This window comes from Pseudomonas siliginis, from assembly GCF_019145195.1.
In the GTDB taxonomy this organism is placed as follows: Bacteria; Pseudomonadota; Gammaproteobacteria; order Pseudomonadales; family Pseudomonadaceae; genus Aquipseudomonas; species Aquipseudomonas siliginis.
In genome coordinates, this window is the sequence record NZ_JAHSTW010000008.1 from 25,220 (window position 1) to 44,913 (window position 19,694).

7 protein-coding genes are annotated in these 19,694 nt (G+C 62.3%); 3 read left to right on the forward strand and 4 right to left on the reverse strand.

Annotated features, from left to right (window positions below):
• Nucleotides 1-155 precede the first annotated feature (155 nt).
• On the reverse strand, nt 156-13,154 hold the full coding sequence (locus KVG87_RS16545) for a non-ribosomal peptide synthetase (protein ID WP_217851625.1): 12,999 nt from the start codon (nt 13,152-13,154) through the stop codon (nt 156-158).
• 370 nt (nt 13,155-13,524) lie between these two features.
• Between KVG87_RS16545 and KVG87_RS16550 the strand changes: the two genes are divergently transcribed.
• A complete protein-coding gene (locus KVG87_RS16550) occupies nt 13,525-14,079 on the forward strand; it encodes an RNA polymerase factor sigma-70 (protein ID WP_008088195.1) in 555 nt (184 codons plus the stop codon).
• A 135-nt stretch (nt 14,080-14,214) separates the two neighbouring features.
• Here KVG87_RS16550 and KVG87_RS16555 read toward each other — a convergent pair whose 3' ends face one another.
• From KVG87_RS16555 to KVG87_RS16565, 3 genes are all read right to left on the reverse strand, one after another.
• Nucleotides 14,215-15,228 (reverse strand): GNAT family N-acetyltransferase, encoded by a 1,014-nt coding sequence (locus KVG87_RS16555; protein WP_217851627.1) that lies wholly within the window; start codon nt 15,226-15,228, stop codon nt 14,215-14,217.
• Between the two features lie 85 nt (nt 15,229-15,313).
• The gene (locus tag KVG87_RS16560; RefSeq protein WP_217851629.1) at nt 15,314-16,111 is read right to left on the reverse strand and encodes a substrate-binding periplasmic protein; all 798 of its coding nucleotides are present in this window, start codon (nt 16,109-16,111) and stop codon (nt 15,314-15,316) included.
• 93 nt (nt 16,112-16,204) lie between these two features.
• Nucleotides 16,205-16,828: a TetR/AcrR family transcriptional regulator gene (locus KVG87_RS16565; RefSeq protein WP_217851631.1), complete on the reverse strand. Its 624-nt coding sequence runs from the start codon at nt 16,826-16,828 to the stop codon at nt 16,205-16,207.
• 184 nt (nt 16,829-17,012) lie between these two features.
• Here KVG87_RS16565 and KVG87_RS16570 point away from each other — a divergent pair, with 184 nt between their 5' ends.
• Both KVG87_RS16570 and KVG87_RS16575 read left to right on the forward strand, forming a co-directional pair.
• Entirely contained in the window at nt 17,013-18,797 is a 1,785-nt protein-coding gene (locus KVG87_RS16570; RefSeq protein WP_217851633.1) for an acyclic terpene utilization AtuA family protein, read from the forward strand.
• Between the two features lie 12 nt (nt 18,798-18,809).
• On the forward strand, nt 18,810-19,694 hold the full coding sequence (locus KVG87_RS16575; RefSeq protein ID WP_073472477.1) for an SDR family oxidoreductase: 885 nt from the start codon (nt 18,810-18,812) through the stop codon (nt 19,692-19,694).

Sequence of the window (19,694 nt, forward strand, 5' to 3'; positions counted from 1 at the left end):
GAGCTGCCGGTTGTTGATCGTCAAGGATGGAAATGTACGGCAATGTACAGACGCCATTCGCGAGCAGGCTCGCTCCCACAGGGGATTTGTGTTCACCACGGATCCCGTGTGGGAGCGAGCCTGCTCGCGAAGAGGCCGACCCAGGCATCGGAGGACTACAACCCCTCCAGCTCCGCCATCAGATCATTCAACCGATCAACCTTCTCCTCCGTAATATCACTGGCCGCCAGCCCATCGATGTACTCGGCCAGTTCCTCCACCGTACTGCACTCGAACATCGCGCGCAGCGGCACATTGCGTTGCAGGGCTTTCTGTACCCGCGACGCAATTTGCGTAGCCAGCAACGAATGCCCGCCCAGTTCGAAGAAGTTGTCGCGCACGCCAACCCTTTCCACTTTAAGCACCTCAGCCCAGATATCAGCCAGGGTCTGCTCCAGCTCATTGCGCGGCGCCAGATAATCCTCGCTCTGCAACTGACCGATCTCCAGCGTTGGCAAGGCTTTGCGGTCGAGTTTGCCGTTGGCATTGAGCGGCATCTGCTCCAGCCACAGCCAGTGCAGCGGCACCATGTATTCCGGCAGTTCGGCGCGCAGGCGCTGCTTGATCCGCTCCAGACGCTCTCCCGGATTGAGCGCTGCATCGGCCGCGACCAGATAACCCACCAGATGCTTGCCGTTGACGCCCTCCTGCACACCAACCGCCGCGTCGCGCACTTCCGGTTGTTCATGCAGGCGCGCTTCGATTTCACCGAGCTCGATGCGGTAACCGCGAATCTTCACCTGATGATCGACGCGGCCGACATATTCCAGCACGCCGTCAGTGCGCCGCCGTGCCAGATCACCGGTGCGGTACAGGCGCTCGCCCGGCGCGCCGAACGGATTCGGCACAAACACCGGCGCGGTGCGCAGCGGATCGCTGACGTAACCGCGACCGACGCCGGTCCCGGCAACACATAGCTCACCCACCGCGCCCAAAGGCACCAGTTCCAGCGCGCCATCGACCAGGTACAGCAAGTTATTGTCGGTCGGCGTGCCGATCGGCAAATAGCTGCCGCGCGTCGAGGCCATGTCGACGCGGAAGAACGCCACGTCATCCGAGCATTCCGCCGGGCCGTAAGCATTGACCAGACCAATATCCGGGTAACGCAGCAGCCATTGATGGGCCAGTTCCGGCGGCATCGCTTCACCGGTCGGCAGCATCCAGCGCAAGCCGTCGAGGCTCAGGCGCTCGGAGCCAAGCATGCCCTGAATCAGCGACGGCACACTTTCCAGCACGGTGATGCCCTGCGCCTGTACATGCGCCAGCAAACCTTGCGGATCGTGGGCAATCGCGTTCGGTACGATGTCGACCCGCGCGCCGAACAACGGCGCGGCGAGGAACTGCCAGACGGAAATATCGAAGCTTTGCGAGGCGGTCTGCGCGATCACATCGGCCGCGCTCAAGTCGAGGTACGGGCGTTTGCTCAACTGGTTGTTGAGCATGCCGCGCTGCTCGACCATCACGCCTTTTGGCAGCCCGGTCGAACCCGAGGTATAGATCACGTAAGCGAGATTGTCCGGGCCGCTGTGAATGCCGAGATTGTGCGTCGCTGCCACCGATGCCTGGACCTCTTCCCATATCAGCAGGCGCGGACGATTCGAACAGCCAAACTCTTCGAGCAGGGTCTGCGCCTGCTCAAGGCAGGCTGCGCTGCACACCAGCAACGGCGTGCGGCTCAGCTCGATGATGCGGCTCAGGCGCTGGCTCGGCAGACCCGGGTCCAGCGGCAGGTAACCGGCACCGGCCTTGAAGCTGCCGATGATCATGCCGAGCAGGTCGAGATTACGCTCGGCCAGCAGCGCCACCGGTTGGTCCATGCGCACACCGGCAGCGACCAGGGCATGGCCGAGGCGGTTGGCGTTGTGGTTCAGTTCGGCATAGCTCAATTGCTCCTCGAGGCAACTGGCGGCAATACGCTGCGGATGCGCCGCGACCTGCGCTTCGAACAGCGCCACGTAGCTTTGCTCCAGCGGGTAGTCGTGGCCGCTCTGGTTGCAACCGTGCAGCAGGAAGTCGCGCTCTTCGTCGCCCAGCAGCGGCAGATCGGCCATGTCGCCATGGAAGCCGTCGACCAGCGCCAGCAGCAGGCGCTTGAACTCACTGAGCATGCGCTCGACCGTCGCCTCGTCGAAGTAACGCTGGTCATAGGACAGGTGCAAGCCAAGGTCATCGCCCGGGTAACACACCGCCGTCAGCGGGAAGTTGGTGTGGGTGCGACCGGAATCCGAGCTCGCATTCAGGCTCTGTGCACGATCAAGCACCGAGACTTCCACCGGGGCGTTTTCGAAAACGAAGAGGCTGTCGAACAGCGGCTGGCCTTTGGGCAATTCGCTCTGTTCCTGGATGTTCACCAGCGGCAGGTATTCGTACTCGCGCAGTTGCATGTTGCTGTCGAGCAAAGCGCTGAGCCATTGACGCACGCTGCTGCGCTGATCGTCCGCAGGCATCTTCACCCGCAGGGCGATGCTGTTGATGAACAGGCCGACAGTGCGCTGCATTTCCGGCATCTCCACCGGACGCCCGGCCACGGTGACGCCGAAGAGCACATCGCGATCACCGCTCAGACGCCGCAAAACCAAAGCCCACGCTGCTTGGGCGAAAGTATTGACGGTCAATTGGTGAGCCTGCGCCAGTTCCCGCAGCCGTGCACCGTCTTCAACGTTGAGGCGGGTGTAACGGTCGCCGACGATCATGCCGCCGCTTTCACCAGCGTGTTCGCGCAGGAACGGCCGGTCGCTCGGGATCGGCGTGGTGCGCTCGAAGCCTTGCAGATTCTGCCGCCACCACTGCCGCGCCTCGGCCAGGCTTTGGCGTTGCAGCCAGCCGATGTAGTCGCGATAACGCGGCGGCACGCTCAACTGCGCTTCACGACCTTCACCGAGGGCGCTGTAGATTTCGAAGAAGTCGTTCATCAGCAGAGAACGGCACCAGGCGTCGATGAGGATGTGGTGGTTGCTCATCATGAACCAGTAACGCGCCGCGCCGACCTTGATCAGGCGCAGGTGGAATGGCGCCTGATTGAGCAGATCGAACCCGGCCTCGCGCTCGCTTTTCAGCAGCGCTTGCAGCTTCGGTTCCTGCTCGGTTTCGGCGACGGCGCTCCAGTCCAGATACTCGATCGGCGTGCGCCCCGGCGTGTGAATCACTTGCAGCATGTCTTCGCCAACGTTCCAGCAGAACGAAGCGCGCAACGCTTCATGACGAGCGACCACCGCTTGCCAGGCCTGGGCGAAACGCTCGGGGTCGAGTTCGCTGTTGATGCGATAACGATCCTGCATGTAGTACAGACCGGTGCCCGGCTCGAGCAAGGTGTGCAGCAACATGCCTTCCTGCATCGGCGTCAGCGGGTAGACATCTTCGATATGCGCGGCCGGCACCGGCAGCGCATCGAGTTGCGCCTGAGTCAGTCTGGCCAGCGGGAAGTCCGATGGCGTAAGGCCGCCGGCTTCGTCTTGCAGACAATGGGCGATCAGGCTTTGCAACTCACCGAGGTAGGCATCGGCCAGATCGTTAATGGTTTGCGCCTCATAACGCTCGGCACTGAAAGTCCAGCGCAGCAGCAGTTCACCGCCGTAAACCTGACTGTCGACACTCAACTCGTTCGGCAACGGCGCCTGCGGATCGTGGGCGGCACCGATTGGCTCATCGAGAGGACGGAACAGCGCATCGCTGCCGAAGCTCTGGTCGAACTGCCCGAGATAGTTGAAGGTGACCTGCGCCTGCGGCAGCGCGGCCATGCTCTGGCGGCAGCCGTCATCGGCCAGATAACGCAGCACGCCATAACCGAGACCTTTGTGCGGCACGGCGCGCAGTTGTTCCTTGATTGCCTTGATCGAAGCGCCCTGCCCGGCAGCCTCTTCGAAGTTGTGCGGGGTCAGGCGCAGCGGGTAAGCGCTGGTGAACCAGCCGACCGTGCGGGTCAGGTCGATCTCGTCGAACAGGGTTTCGCGCCCGTGACCTTCCAGTTGAATCAGTGCCGAGGGCTGACCGCTCCAGCGGCACAGCACACGGGCCAGCGCGGTCAGCAGCAGGTCGTTGACCTGAGTGCGATAAGCGCTCGGTGCCTGTTGCAGCAGCTGTCGGGTGCGCTCGGCATCGAGGCGTACGCTGACGGTTTGCGCATGGCGATTCTGCCTGCCGCCCTGCGGGTTTTCGCAAGGCAGATCGGCGCTTGGCCCGGCCAGTTGCGTTTGCCACCAGCCGAGTTCTTCACGCAGGGATTCGCTGCCGGCGTAGGCCTGCAAACGCGCGGCCCAGTCCTTGAAGGCGCTGGTTTTCGCCGGTAGTTTCAGCGGCTGCGCAGCGTCGAGCTGGCGATAGGCGGTTTGCAGATCATCCAGCAGCACGCGCCACGACACACCGTCGACCACCAGGTGGTGGATGGCGATGAACAGACGTTGCTGAACATCCGCAACATCGACCAGCACTGCGCGCAGTAACGGGCCGTTGTGCAGATGCAGACTGCATTGCGCATCGGCGAACAGGGCTTCGCACTGATCCGGCGAATCGACGCTGACTTGCCAGAGCAGATCCTCATTCGTCAGCGCTTGATGCGTCGCGTGCCATGCATCATCGGTTTCATTGAAACGCAGACGCAGCGCATCGTGTTGCTCGATCACCGCCAGCAAAGCTTGCTGCAATCGTTGCGGCTCGAGGCGCACAGTCGGTTCCAGCAACAGCGCCTGATTCCAGTGCTGGCGCTGGGGAATGTCCGTATCGAAGAACCAGTGCTGAATCGGCGTCAGGCGCGACTCGGCGACCACCAAACCTTGCTCGGCAGTCACTTGCTGGGTGCGACTGGCAACGGCGGCGAGCGTTTGCACGGTCTGATGCTGGAACAGGTCGCGCGGGCTGAAATGAATGCCCTGCTGACGCGCGCGGCTGACCACCTGAATCGACAGAATCGAGTCGCCGCCGAGTTCGAAGAAGTTATCGTTGAGGCCGACCTGCCTGACGTTGAGCACGTCGCACCAGATCTGCGCCAGGGTCTGTTCCAAGGCGTTGCTCGGTGCGACATAGTCCTGACGATTGAGCTCCAGATCCGGCGCCGCCAAGGCGCGGCGGTCGAGTTTGCCGTTGGCGGTGAGCGGCATGCTCGCCAGCAGCATCAGTTGGGTCGGCACCATGTAGTCCGGCAGTTGCGCCTTGAGGTGCGACTTGAGCGCTTCGCGCAGTTCCGCCTGTTGCGCTTCGCCGTGTCCGGCGACATCGGTAACGAGGTAACCCACCAACTGCTTGCCACTCGGCGCATCCAGCGCCAGCACCACCGCTTCGCGGATCGAAGGGTGATCGAGCAGGCGCGTTTCGATTTCGCCCAGTTCGATGCGGAAACCACGGATTTTTACTTGATGGTCTATCCGGCCCAGATACTCGACCAGACCATCAGCACGCTGGCGCACCAGGTCGCCGGTGCGATACATGCGCCCGCCATCAGCGGCAAACGGGTCAGCGACAAAACGCTCGGCGCTGATGCCCGGGCGGTCGTGATAGGCCTGAGCCAGACCGGCGCCGCCGACAAACAATTCACCGGTCGCGCCTTGCGGCACCAAGGCCAGATCGGCATCGAGAATGTAGGCGACTCGCGACCCGATCACGCTACCGATCGGCACACTGCCGGCGCCCTCTTCCAGTACCTGCGGCGCCAGACTGGCCAGCGGCATGACCACGGTTTCAGTCGGGCCGTAAGCATTGAAAAACTGCGCCGGTTGGAATGCCGCGCGGATGCGCTGTAGATGCTCGCCGGTCAGCGCTTCACCGCCGGTGATGATCATGCGCACCGGCAGGACGTCATTCTGCGTGGCAAGGAACTGCGCCAACTGGCTGCCGTAGCTCGGTGTGAAGCCGAGGACGTTGATCCGATGCGCACGAATCAAGCCGCAGATTTCTTCCGCGTCCCACTGCCCTTGCGCCCGCAGCACCACCTGCGCACCGCTGAGCAGCGGCACCAGCAGACGTTCGGTGGCGGCGTCGAAGTTGATCGAATAGAAATGCAGTTCACAGTCGTCCGGGCGCATGCCGAAGCGTTCGATCACGGCCTGACAGTGCATGGCAATTTCGCCGTGGGAGACCACCACGCCTTTCGGTTTGCCGGTCGAGCCCGAGGTGTAAATCAGGTAGGCCTGATGTTGTGGCAGGCTGATAAACGGCAGCTCGCTGGCCGGGTAGTCGGCCAATCCCGGGCTGTCATCTTCCAGACACCAGCGCGCCACGTCTGACGGCAAGTTACCCAGGGCCTGAAACATCGCCCGATCGCTGAGCAGCAGACCGATGCGGCTGTCTTCGATCATGTAATGCAGACGGTCGAGCGGGTACTCCGGATCCAGCGGCACATAGGCGCCGCCAGCCTTGAGAATCGCCAGCAGGCCGATGACCATTTCCAGCGAACGCTCCAGCGCCAGACCCACCCGCACTTGCGGGCCGACCCCGCGTTCACGCAGCGCCCAGGCCAGACGATTGGCACGGGCATCGAGTTCGGCGTAGCTCAGGGTCTGCCCGGCGAAGGTCAGCGCCGGCGCGTCTTGGCGCGCCAGTGCCTGTTCGGCAAACAGATGATGAATGCACTGGTCGAGACGATGCTCGCCCGGCTCGATGCCGAGGCTGTCGAGCAGCTGCTGTTGCTCAGACTTATCGAGCAACGGCAGTTCGCTGAGACGTTGCTGCGGATCAGCGATCAACGCTTCAAGCAGGTTGCGCCAATGCCTGGCCATGCGTTCGATGGTCGGTTCGTCGAACAGGTCGGTGCTGTAAGTCAGGCAGCAGCCGAGGCGATGGTCGAGATCGGTGACTTCCAGATTGAGGTCGAACTTGGTCGCCCGAGCATCGTTGGCCAGATACTCGACGGTCATCCCAGCGAGCGTGCGGCTCTGCTGGAATTCCCAGCGCTGCACGTTGCACATCACCTGGAACAGCGGGTTGTAAGCCGCGCTGCGTGGCGGCTGCAAGGCTTCGACCAGATGATCGAACGGCAGATCCTGATGGGACTGGCCTTCGATAACGGTGTGGCGCACCTGCTCGAACAGTTCGCCGACCGACATCTGCCCGTCGAGCTGGCAACGCAGCACCTGGGTGTTGAGAAACGCCCCGATCAGCCCTTCGCTTTCCGGGCGAATGCGGTTGGCCACCGGCGCGCCGATGCGCAGGTCGGTCTGGCCGCTATAGCGGTAGAGCAATGTGGCGAGCGCGGCGGTCATGGTCATGAACAGGGTCAGGCCGTTTTGCGCATTGAACGCCCGCACCCGCGCAGCGAGATCGTCGCTGAGGTCGAAACGGAACAGCTCGCCCTGATGGCTCTGCACCGGTGGACGCGGACGGTCGCCGGGCAGTTCCAGCAGCGGATGTTCGCGACCGAGTTGCGCGGTCCAGTATTCGAGCTGGCGCTGGCGCTCGCCGGACTCCAGCCACTGGCGCTGCCAGACGCTGTAGTCGAGGTATTGCACCGGCAGCGGCTCGAGCGGCGAGGCGCGCTCATCGACGAACGCTTCATACAGCGCGCTGAGTTCACGGGCAAAGATGTCCATCGCCCAGCCTTCAGTGACGATGTGGTGCAGGGTCAGGACGAAGTAATGCTCGTGCTCGGCGGTCTTGACCAGACAGGCACGCAGCAACGGACCGGTTTCCAGATCGAACGGCTGGTGCGCTTCTGCATCGGCCAGTTGCTGGACTTGTTGTTCACGCATAGCCGCCGGCAGGCTGGAGAAATCCTTCCAGCCCATGCGCACGCCGGTCTCGGCATGCACCTGTTGGCGGGCGACGCCGTCAACGCTGGGGAACGTAGTGCGCAGGGTTTCGTGGCGCAGGATCAGTGCCTGCAACGCCGCCTCGAAATGCTCGACATGCAGCACGCCGCGCAAGCGCGCCATGCCGCCGACGTTGTACGCCGGGCTGTCCGGTTCCATCTGCCAGAGGAACCACATGCGCTGCTGCGAATAGGACAACGGCACCGCTTGGCTGCGATCGACTTTGCCGATCGGCAACTGTTGGTTGGTGCGGCCGCTGACCTGGATCAGGCGAATCTGTTCGGCGTAATCGCCCAGTTCGCTGTGCTCGAACAAGGTGCGCAGCGGCAGTTCGACGTCACAGGCCTGACGTGTGCGCGAAATGATTTGCGTGGCCAGTAGCGAGTGACCGCCGAGCGCGAAGAAATCGTCGCGCAGGCCGATCTGATTCAGACCGAGCACTTCGCGCCAGATCGCGGCGATTTGTTGCTCCAATTCGCTGACCGGTTCGACGTGTTCACGCACCTGCCATTGCGGCTCGGGCAAGGCGCGGCGGTCGAGTTTGCCGCTGGGACTCAGCGGCATCGCGTCAAGGCGCAAAAGTTGCGCCGGGACCATGTATTCCGGCAGCTCAGCGGCCAAAGCGTTCTTCAGTCGAGCGATTTGTTCGTCGGCATTTTCCTGCGCATCGCTCGCCGTGAAGTAGCCGATCAGTTGCGCACCGGCAGCGGTTTCCCGCACCAGGACCACGGCTTGGGCGACGCCATTTTGCGCCAGCAGTCGCGCCTGGATTTCTTCCGGTTCGACGCGAAAGCCACGCAGTTTGACCTGCTGATCGAGACGGCCGAGGTATTCGATCACGCCATCCGAGGACCAGCGCGCACGGTCGCCGGTGCGGTACAAGCGGGCGCCCTGCTCGCCCAGTGGATCGACGACAAAACGCTCGGCGGTCAACGCCGGACGACCCAGGTAACCGCGAGCCAGACCAATACCGCTGATGCACAGCTCACCCGCCACACCCGCCGGCACTGGATTGAGATCGGCATCAAGGATGCGGCAGACCACATTGCCCAGCGGCCGGCCAATCGGCGAGCGCTCGCCATCGACAGTTGTGCAGTGCCAATGAGTGACGTTGATCGCGGTTTCAGTCGGCCCGTAACGGTTGTGCAATTGCACCGTCGGCAGTTGCGTCAGCACACGGTTGCGCAACTCGGCGGGCAAGGCTTCACCGCCGGAAAACACCCGGCGCAGGCTGGTGCATTCGGCACTCAGCGGCTCATCGATGAACAGCGCCAGCAGCGGCGGAACGAAGTGCAGCGTGGTCACGCCGTATTGCTGGACCCGTTGCGCGATGCGATGCGGGTCGCGGTGCTCGCCGGGGGCGGCAAGCAGCAGACGCGCGCCGGTGATCAGCGGCCAGAAGCATTCCCACACCGAGACGTCGAAACTGATCGGCGCTTTTTGCATCAGCACGTCGGTTTCGTCGAGACGGTATGTGTCCTGCATCCATTGCAGGCGCTCGGCCAGCGCGGCGTGGGTGTTGCCGACGCCTTTCGGTTGCCCGGTGGAACCCGAGGTGTAAATCACGTAGGCGAGGTTGTCGCCGTGCAGGTGCAGGCCCGGTGCCTGGCTCGGCCATTTATCCAGGTGCAGCGCATCCATGGCGATCACGCTGACGCCATCGCTGGCCGGCAGACGCTCGAGCAATTGCGTCTGGGTCAGGAGCAGTTCGACGCCGCTGTCGCGGAGCATGTACGCGAGGCGTTCGGCCGGATAATCCGGATCAAGCGGCACATAGGCGCCGCCAGCCTTGATGATCGCCAGCAGACCGATCAGCAGTTGCGGCGATCGCTCGGCGGCAATGGCCACGCACACGTCAGGGCCGACGCCCTTGTCGCGCAGGTAATGGGCGAGCCGGTTGGCTTGCGCGTGCAGCTCGGCGAAATCCAGAGTACCGCCGTCCCACACCAGCGCGGTGCGTTGCGGGGTTTTGCGCAGTTGTTGCTCGAGCAGTTCCGGCAGCCATTGTTGCGCCGGGGTGCACGGAGCGACGCTCCAGTCTTTCTGCTGATTCTGCTCGCCGGCGGTCAGCAAGCGCAGATCGCCGATGGCCTGCTGTGGCTGTTCGCAGACCTCGCTGAGCAAATTATGGAAATGCTCGGCCAGGCGCTCGATAGTCGTGGCATCGAACAGTTCGCTGGCGTAGTCGAACGCCAAGCTCAGACGCCCGTTGCGATCTTCTTCGCTGTGCAATTGCAGATCGAACTTGGCTTCGCGGCTGTGCCACGGCAGTTCTTCGGCGAGCAGACCCGGCAGGCGCTTGAGCGCACTGAGGTCGCGCTGCTGATGGTTGAACATGACCTGGAACAGTCCCTGTTCGCGGGCCTGCGGGAAAGCTTCGAGCAGTTGCTCGAAGGGCAGATCCTGATGGGCCTGGGCGCCGAGTGCGGCTTGGCGGGTCTGGTTCAGCAACTCGGCAAATGTCAGGCGCGAATCGATTTGCGCACGCAACACCTGGGTATTGATGAAGAAGCCGATCAGGCTTTGGGTTTCCAGGCGCGGACGGTTGGCGTTGGGCACGCCGATGCGAATGTCGCGCTGACCGCTGTAGCGGTGCAGCAAACTTTGCAACGCAGCGAGCAGAAGCATGAACGGCGTGGCCTGGTGGGCCTGCGCAGTCTGGCGGATCGCCTCGCTGAGTTCGGTACTCAAGCGCACGCTGTGACGCGCGGCGCTGTGGTTGTGTCTGGCCGAGCGCGGGTGATCGGTGGCCAGTTCCAGTGGCGGATGTTCTTCGCCCAACTGCGCTTTCCAGTACGCCAGTTGCCGCTCGCCCTCGCCTTGCGCCAGCCATTGCCGCTGCCAGTTGCCGTAATCGGCGTATTGCGTGGGCAGTGCTGCCAGTGTCGCCGGCGCACCTTGGGTTGCCGCCGCGTAGAGACGCGAGAATTCGTCGAGGAGGATATTCAGCGACCAGCCGTCGGCGATGATGTGGTGCAGGGTCACCAGCAATTGATGCTGTTCATCATCGAGGCGCACCAGCGTCACTCGCAGCAACGGGCCTTTTTCCAGATCGAACCGAGTGCGCGCCTCGTCTTCGCGAATCTGCTCGGCGCGGGCTTCGCGCTCGGGAATTGACAGGTCGCTGATGTCGATCAGTTGCAGATTGAGTTCGGCAGCGGCGAGCACTTGCTGCAATGCCACGCCGTCGCGCTCGAAGAAACGTGTGCGCAAGGATTCGTGGCGTTCGATCAGATGCTGGAAGCTGTTGCGCACGGCGTTTACGTCGAGCTCGCCACGCAGGCGCAGACCACCGGGAATGTTGTAGGCACTGCTCTGTGGATCGAGTTGCCAGGTGATCCACAGACGGTTTTGTGCCAGCGATTGCGGCATCGGTTCGCTGCGCGACAAGGTGCTGATCGGACCTTGAGCGCTGCCGCCGTCCTGTTTTAGCTGCGCCACAGCGGCAGCGAAGGTGGACAGGGTTGGCGCTTCGAACAGCAGGCGCAGGCTCAGCTCGACACCGAGTGCTTGGCGAACCCGCGCGACCACTTGCGTGGCGGCGATCGAGTTGCCGCCGAGCAGAAAGAAATGGTCGTCGCCACTGACTTGCTTGACGTTGAGTTGCTCGGCCCAAATTTGCCCGATCAACGCTTCAAGGTCCGAAGTGCTGCTGGTCGCGGTTTCCGTTGCCGCTGTAATCGAAGGGAACAGCGCGTAACTGTCGAGGCTGCCATCAGCCAGACGATTGCGGCACGCCGAGCGCTGCAGTTTGCCGCTGGAGGTTTTCGGCAACGCGCCCGGATTGAGCAGCACAACCACGCTTGGCGCCTCCTGATACGCCTCGGCCACGGCTTGGCGAATGGCTTTGATCAGCGCATCTGGCGCGAGGATTTTCTGCACGCTGCGGCTGATTTCCGCAGCGATGCCGATGCCCTCTTCGCCGTTTTGAGTGACCGCGAACGCCGCCACACGCCCCTTGCGCACCACTTCGACTTCGCGCTCGACAGTCTGCTCAATGTCCTGCGGATACAGGTTATGGCCACGGACGATGAGCATGTCTTTCAGGCGTCCGGTGACGAACAGTTCGCCGTCACGGATAAAACCCAGGTCGCCGGTGCGCAACCAGGTGCGGCCGGCATGCTGAACAAAAGTCTTGGCGCTGGCTTCGGGATTGCGCCAGTAACCGTGGGCGATGCTCGGGCCGGCGGCCCAGACCTCACCGACGGCGTTGTCGGCGAGTTCTTCGAGGGTATTCGGTTCGACGGTCAGCACCGCGTGCTCAGGCTGGCTGATGCCGCAGCTCATGATCGCGCTGCCGTCGCCCGGCTCGGCGCGGTTTTGCGCCAGCGCCTGATCGTCCACGCGCAACGCCGGGATGCCGGTGCCGCGCGGTGTGCCAGCGACAAACAGGGTCGCCTCGGCCAGACCGTACGAGGCCATGAAACTGTTGTCGCTGAAACCGCAAGCAGCGAATTTTTCCGCGAAGCGCTCGAGGGTATCGAGACGGATCGGCTCGGAACCGGAATAGGCCACGCGCCAGCGGCTCAGATCGAGGCGCTCAAGGGCCGATTCGCTGACCCGCTCACTGCACAAACGGTAGGCGAAATCTGGCCCGCCGCTGATGGTGCCGCCGTATTCGGCAATCGCTTCCAGCCAGCGCAACGGCCGGCCGAGGAAGTACGCCGGCGACATCAGAATGCACGGCACGCCGCTGAAAATCGGTTGCAGCAGACCACCGATCAAACCCATGTCGTGGTACAGCGGCAACCAGCTGACGATGACGTCGTCCGGGTTGACGTCGATGCCGAAACCGTGACGGATCAGCAGTTCGTTGGCGACCAGATTGCCATGGCTGACCTGCACGCCCTTGGGCAGCGCGGTGGAGCCGGAGGTGTATTGCAAAAAGGCGATGTGTTCGGGCGGCAGGCTCGGTTCAATCCAGCTTTCGGCCAGTGCGCTGTCGAGGGTATCGACACACAGCAGCGGCGGCGCGCCGTCGATTTGTTGCAAGGCATCGCGCAGATCGGCGCTGGTCAACAGCAGCTTGGGCTCGGCGTCGGCGATGATCGACAGCAATCGCTCCTGATGATGACGACGCGCCGATTCCGGCGGATAGGCCGGCACCGCAATCACACCGGCATACAGGCAACCGAAAAACGCCGCGACGTAATCCGCGCCGCTGGGAAACAGCAGCACCGCACGCTCACCGAATCCAGCCTGAGCCTGCAACGCAGCGGCGATGGTGCGCGCGCGTTGATCCAGTTCGCGATAGCTGAGCACCACAGTCTGATCCGGGTTTTCGGCGAGAAAACGCAAGGCCAGTCGGTCCGGCGTCAGGGCCGCGCGACGCTTGAGGGCTTGGACCAGGGTGCTGGGGAGTTCGAACGCGTCGGTCATGAGGTTTCCTGCCTGAATTCGGCTTGCAAGTGGAATCGGGTGGCTGCGTCACACCTGGCGAGAGGCGTGCGGGGCGCGGTCTGTGCCGACCGCGCAAGGCATCGGAATGCGCTGAGGCCGGGGATCTGCACCCGGGCCATTCACTAATGAGAACGGATGGACTGTGGAAATAATTAGTCGGCAGGCACGACGTCCAACGGGGCCAAGGTGCGGCGGCGTGTCGCAGTTGGCAAAACACATCGCCTTACAGCAATACCTCTCTTTCTCATTTGACAATCATTATCATTCAACATAATTTGTCGCTCGATGTGTAGGACGGCGCCGTCCCCCGAGGCCCTCCCACTAACCTATTGGCAGCAAGGTGATTTCCATGACGGAACAAGTATCCACAAGCAGGTGCGATTCACCGCTACTTCAGGCATTCGTCGACAATCGACTGATTCTGGTCAAGATTGCAGCCCGCATTACCGGTTGCAGGTCTCGTGCAGAAGACGTGGTTCAGGATGCGTTTTTCCGACTGCAATCGGCGCCGCCGATCACGTCGTCGATCAAGGCTCAGCTGAGCTACCTGTTCCAGATCGTGCGCAACCTCGCCATCGATCACTACCGCAAGCAGGCGCTCGAACAGAAATACTCAGGCCCGGAAGAGGAAGGCTTGAACGTGGTGATTCAGGGCGCTTCGCCGGAAACTTCGCACATCAACTTCTCGACTCTGGAACACATCGCCGATGCGCTGACCGAACTGCCCAGCCGCACCCGCTATGCCTTCGAGATGTACCGTCTGCACGGCGTGCCGCAGAAAGACATCGCCAAGGAACTGGGCGTATCGCCGACCCTGGTCAACTTCATGATTCGTGATGCTTTGGTGCACTGCCGCAAGGTCTCGGGCAGTCGGCGGGATGCGGTGATTGCGGGTCGTCGTTAGGATCCGGATTTTGCGTCAACCATTCGCGAGCAGGCTCGCTCCCACAGGGTTTGATTAACGACACAAATCCAGTGTGGGAGCGAGCCTGCTCGCGAAAGCGGCCTCAGACTCAACGCAATACCGAGGCCGAACGCATCAGGCCAGCTTGCACCGATCAAAAAACCGCTCCCGCCCCAGAATCATCAGCGCCGCGCGCTTGTGCGGGAAATCGAATTCCTTCTCGCAGTGAAAGCATTGGTTGTGCATATGCCCGATCATCTTCGCGTTGTCGGCACGTGGCTCGGCGACCACGCGCTGGGTGCGTGGATCATCGAGAAACAGGTAATGCACCAGCGCCGATAACCAGCTCGCCACTTTATGCGGGCCGCGATGACTTTCTTCGCCGACCAGCATGTGAATGCCACGATCGTAATCGCCGGCATCGTAGAACGGCGCGATGCGATCTTCCTTGGCCCAGTAGGCTTCGAAATAAGCGAACGGCTGATCATCAAAACAGCCGATCAGCGTCAGCGTGTGCGGATCGGCATCGAGCTTGCCGAGGTATTCGCGATGCTGCTCAATGCTCCCCTCCTCCTGCCAGAAACTCGCCACGCGAGGGCTGTTCTGCCAGCGATTGAAGCGCGACAGATCTTCTTCGATTTCCAGCGTACGCAAGGAAATCCACGCGCCGAGCCGTGCATCGAAACGCCGATAGACTTCACCGCGCGGCTTCACCGGTCGCAGCGGATGGCGCTGGCCCTGGCTGATGACCATTTGCTGCGGATAGCTGCCGGTCAGTGAAGTGCCCAGCCACGGCTGCGGCAGTTGCCAGAACAACGTGCGCTCGCAGCGATACTCGCCGGCGACTTCGGTGTTGATCAGCAAACCACTGAATAAGGCTTCGGTCGGTGGCTGATCGAGTTGCCAGGTCAATTGCCGACACGCCGGGTCACGGGCGAACAACCAATAACAGGCGGCCCACAAGGCTTGCCCGGGCGGCAGGGCAAAACGTTCATCAAGCTGGATCGGGCCATTGGCCTCGCGGTCCAGGCGCAGCCGAATCAGCGGTTGCCCGTCCAGGCTCAGGCTCAGCCGGCTCTCGGTAGCATCAGCGATCAATTGACTGCCCGAGGGCAACGCCAAGGCAGTAAGGTCATTCAGATTGGACATGGGTCGGGCTCACGTAATCGTCGACAGTTCAACGAAGTGACGTGAGCCGGGAGGGGAAATTTAAGCGCGAGAGGCAATTAGCGCTTCAGTGATGAGGCGCCGGCATCACGGCAATCCTGTAGGGCTCGAAAATCCTCAGCAATTCGCCGTTGTCGCGCAAACGCTGCAACAGATTGCCGAAGGCTTCGCCGGTGATAGGAGCGCTTGGCCGCAGAATCGCGTAATGGTGATAGATCTGATCGGTACGCTGCGACGCCAACAGCTCATCGCGGACCTTCTCGTTGCGCAGCAGGTAATCGAACAGATAGGAACGGGTGACCAGGGCAATGTCGGCGCGCCCGCGCAGGACCATCAGCAGGTTGCTGTCGTGGGAATAGGTCAGCGTCGCGTTGTAGTTTTTCGCGAGATATTTCGGGTCGGCGTTGAAGTCGGCGAATTCGTAGTGATAACCGCTGAACAGCGCCAGACGTTTGCCCGACAGGCTCGAGAAATAGTTTTGCTGGCGGCCGTCTTCGCGTTGCGCGACGAAAATCTCGGCGTCTTCCAGGCCCATGTCGACGTCGTCGTGGGGAATGTCCTTCCAGCCCCACTCGGGGTTCTCGAAGATCGCCATATCGATGCGGCCCTGCTTAAAATCACCGAAGCGGCGCGGGATCGACGTCGGCACCAGAACGAACTGATAGTCGCTCTGCGAGCGGTTCAGTGCCTCGACCAATTGCGGCAACAGGCCGGTATCGGCGCCGTTTTCCGGGCGAATCGTATAAGGCGGGAAATGCGCGGCGCCGACCCGGACCAATTGCGCTGCTTGAGCGGGCAATACCCATAACGCAGCCAGCGCAGCGAGCAGCAGCCCGGCGGCTGTCCGAATTGGCGAAGACTTCAAAACACCCCACTCCCCGAAAAAAATAGCGATCAATGCATTCAAGCTAGGCGGTTTCGCCGACTTAGCCAGTTTCCCGGCCGGTCCGACAACCGTTCAACGCGCTTCGAGGACCAGAATCAACGCTTCATCGGCGAGTTGATCGAGGCTCAAACTGCCGCCGGCACGGAACCAGGTGGTGGTCCAGGACAGTGCGCCGGTAAGGAAACGTCGGGTAATAAAAACGTCGCCGCGAATATAGCCGGCGTCCTTGGCCTCGCCCAGAACCTGCAACCAGATGTCTTCATAAACATCACGCAAAGCGAGCACTTTAGCCTGACCGTCCTCGGACAATGAGCGCCATTCGTACACCAGCACCGCCATCGCCTCGCCGCTGCCGCCCATGATCGACTGCAACTCGCAGCGAATCAGCGCCAGCACTTTCTCGCGCACGTCGCCGGCTTCGGCCAGGGCTGCGCGCATCAGCGCGGTGTTGTAGCGGATGGTTTCCTCCATCACCGCGCGGAGAATTTCATCCTTGCTTTTGAAGTGATGAAAAATACTGCCCGACTGGATGCCCACAGCGCTGGCCAGATCACGCACCGTGGTGCGCTCGTAGCCTTTGTTGCGAAACAGGTGAGCCGCCACTTGCAGCAACTTGCCGCGGGCGCTGTCCGGGTCGGTCAACTGGCCTTGCTCGACCAGTTCGCGCATGACCCGCAGGGCTTTTTGCTCGTCCACCCGTTCTCTCCTACAGTCGATCAGTGTGTTGCCCCCTGTAACCGCAGGGTTGCGCGCAATTTAAGCCGCGCGCGGGCACCAAGCAAGCGCTTGGGCAGAAGAATGTTTCGCCTGTTTACAAACCAAGCGCTTGCTTGGTAGCCTCCAGACACTTCTGTCGCAGGTCCCTGAGTCGGAGATAAAAATGCCAACCACCGTGCGAATCGGCTGCGCCAGTGCTTTTTGGGGCGACACCTCCACCGCTGCCGCCCAGCTTGTCTCCGGCGGAAACCTGGATTATCTGGTGTTCGATTATCTGGCCGAGATCACCATGTCGCTGATGGCCGGTGCGCGTCTTAAAGATCCCCAGGCCGGATTCGCCGGGGACTTCATTGAAGTGCTGGCGCCGCTGCTGACGCAACTGGCCGAACAGAAAATCCGCGTGGTCAGCAATGCCGGCGGAGTCAATCCGCAGGCTTGCGCGGCGGCCCTGCAAGCGGCCTGTGACCAGGCTGGGGTCCAGCTGAAGATCGCCGTGTTGCTCGGCGACGACTTGCAAGGACAGCTCAAAAACCCCGCCGATATCCGCGAAATGTTCAGCGGCGCCCCATTGCCGCGGATGTGCGTGTCGACCAACGCCTACCTCGGCGCGCCGGGGATTGTCGAAGCGTTGCGCCTGGGTGCCGACATCGTCATCACCGGTCGGGTGGTCGACAGCGCCGTGGTCAGTGCGGCGCTGATTCACGAATTCGACTGGTCGTGGCATGACTACGACAAACTCGCCCAGGCCGCGCTGGCCGGGCACATCATCGAATGCGGCGCGCAGTGCACCGGCGGTAATTTCACCGACTGGCGCGAGGTGCCGGATTACGAGCACATCGGTTTCCCGATCGTCGAGGTCAGCGCCGATGGCCAGTTCCTCGTCAGCAAACCCGAAGGCTCCGGCGGACTGGTCACGCCGTTGACGGTCGGCGAGCAGATGCTCTACGAAATCGGCGATCCGCAGGCCTATCTGTTACCCGACGTGATCTGCGATTTCACTCAGGTCAAACTTCAGCAACAAGGCAAAAACGTCGTGCACGTGCACGGGGCCAAAGGCCTGCCGCCCAGCGACAAATACAAGGTCAGCGCCACGTACCCGGACGGTTTTCGCTGCACCGCCAGTTGCCTGATGGCCGGCATCGACGCGGTGGACAAGGCGCGGCGGGTCAGTCAGGCGATCATCGACAAGACCGCCGAGATGTTCAGCCTGCGCGGCTGGGCGCCGTACAGCGAAACCCATGTCGAACTGCTCGGCAGCGAAGCCACCTACGGCCCACACGGCCAGCGCCGCGACAGCCGTGAAGTGGTGATCAAAATCGCCGTACGCCATCCTGACAAACGCGCGCTGGTGCTGTTTTCCAAAGAGATCGCCCAGGCCGCGACCGGTATGGCGCCGGGTTTGACCGGCATCGTCGGCGGTCGTCCGACCGTATACCCCCTCATCCGTCTGTTCTCTTTCCTCATCGATAAAAGCGCCTGCACCCTGCAAATCGACATGGCCGGTGAGCGCCATCCGTGCGCCCTCCCCGACCCAGTGGCCCTCGACAGCGCAGATTTGCCAATCGCCCATCAACCACCCAAACCCCAGGGCCGCGCCGATGCCAGTGTGCCGCTGGTGAAACTGGCGGTAGCGCGCTCCGGCGACAAGGGCAACCACAGCAACATCGGCGTGATGCCGCGCCATCCCGATTACCTGCCGTGGATCGCCGAAGCGCTTACCACCTCGGTGGTGGTCGACTGGATGCGCCACGTCCTCGATCCGCTTCTCGGGCGTGTCGAACGCTGGTATCTGCCCGGCACCCACAGCCTCAACTTTCTTTTGGAAAACGCCCTCGGCGGTGGCGGTGTCGCCAGTCTGCGCATCGACCCGCAAGGCAAAGCCTTCGCCCAGCAACTATTGGAAATCCAGATCCCGGTGCCCCAGAGCATCGCCGAACAGCTCGACTAGAGGATGGTGTGCATGGCTTACGCGTCGATTTTCCGCGCCGATCTGTTCAGCGGCCAGAACCTGATTGTCACCGGTGGCGGCAGCGGCATCGGTCGCTGCACCGCCCATGAACTGGCGGCCCTCGGCGCCAATGTGCTGCTGGTCGGGCGCAAGCCGGAAAAACTCGAAAAAGTCGCCGCCGAAATCACCGAGGACGGCGGCCGCGCGCACTGGAAGGCCTGCGATATCCGCGATGAAGAAGCGGTCAAGCAACTGGTCAAAGAGCTGATCGCCGAACACGGGCCGATCCACGGTCTGGTCAACAATGCCGGCGGCCAGTACCCTTCGCCCTTGGCCTCGATCAATCAGAAGGGCTTTGAAACCGTGCTGCGGACCAACCTGGTCGGCGGCTTTCTGATGGCCCGCGAAGTGTTCAACCAGTCGATGAGCAAACACGGCGGCAGCATCGTCAACATGCTCGCCGACATGTGGGGCGGCATGCCCGGCATGGGCCACTCGGGGGCAGCGCGCTCGGGCATGGACAATTTCACCAAGACCGCCGCGTTCGAGTGGGGTTACGCCGGGGTCCGGGTCAACGCCGTGGCGCCGGGCTGGATTGCGTCCAGCGGCATGGACACTTACGAGGGCGCATTCAAAGCGGTGATTCCGACCCTGCGCGAGCATGTGCCGCTCAAGCGTATCGGCACCGAATCGGAAGTCAGTGCGGCGATCGTGTTTCTGCTCAGCCCGGCGGCGGCATTCATCAGCGGCACCACAGTGAAAATCGACGGTGCCGCCAGCCTCGGCAGTCGCGCCTGGCCGCTGCACAAGGCCAGCCACAGCGAATCGTTCAATGGTTTCCACCGCGCGTATTTACCAGAAGTGTTGCGTCCCGACGTGCTCAAGGACAAGGAATAA

Excerpts from the sequence above, each read along its gene's own strand:
- KVG87_RS16545 (WP_217851625.1), bottom strand. The coding sequence starts at position 13,154 with ATGACCGACGCGTTCGAACTCCCCAGCACCCTGGTCCAAGCCCTCAAG.
- KVG87_RS16575 (WP_073472477.1), top strand. The coding sequence starts at position 18,810 with ATGGCTTACGCGTCGATTTTCCGCGCCGATCTGTTCAGCGGCCAGAAC.
- KVG87_RS16555 (WP_217851627.1), bottom strand. The coding sequence starts at position 15,228 with ATGTCCAATCTGAATGACCTTACTGCCTTGGCGTTGCCCTCGGGCAGT.
- KVG87_RS16570 (WP_217851633.1), top strand. The coding sequence starts at position 17,013 with ATGCCAACCACCGTGCGAATCGGCTGCGCCAGTGCTTTTTGGGGCGAC.
- KVG87_RS16550 (WP_008088195.1), top strand. The coding sequence starts at position 13,525 with ATGACGGAACAAGTATCCACAAGCAGGTGCGATTCACCGCTACTTCAG.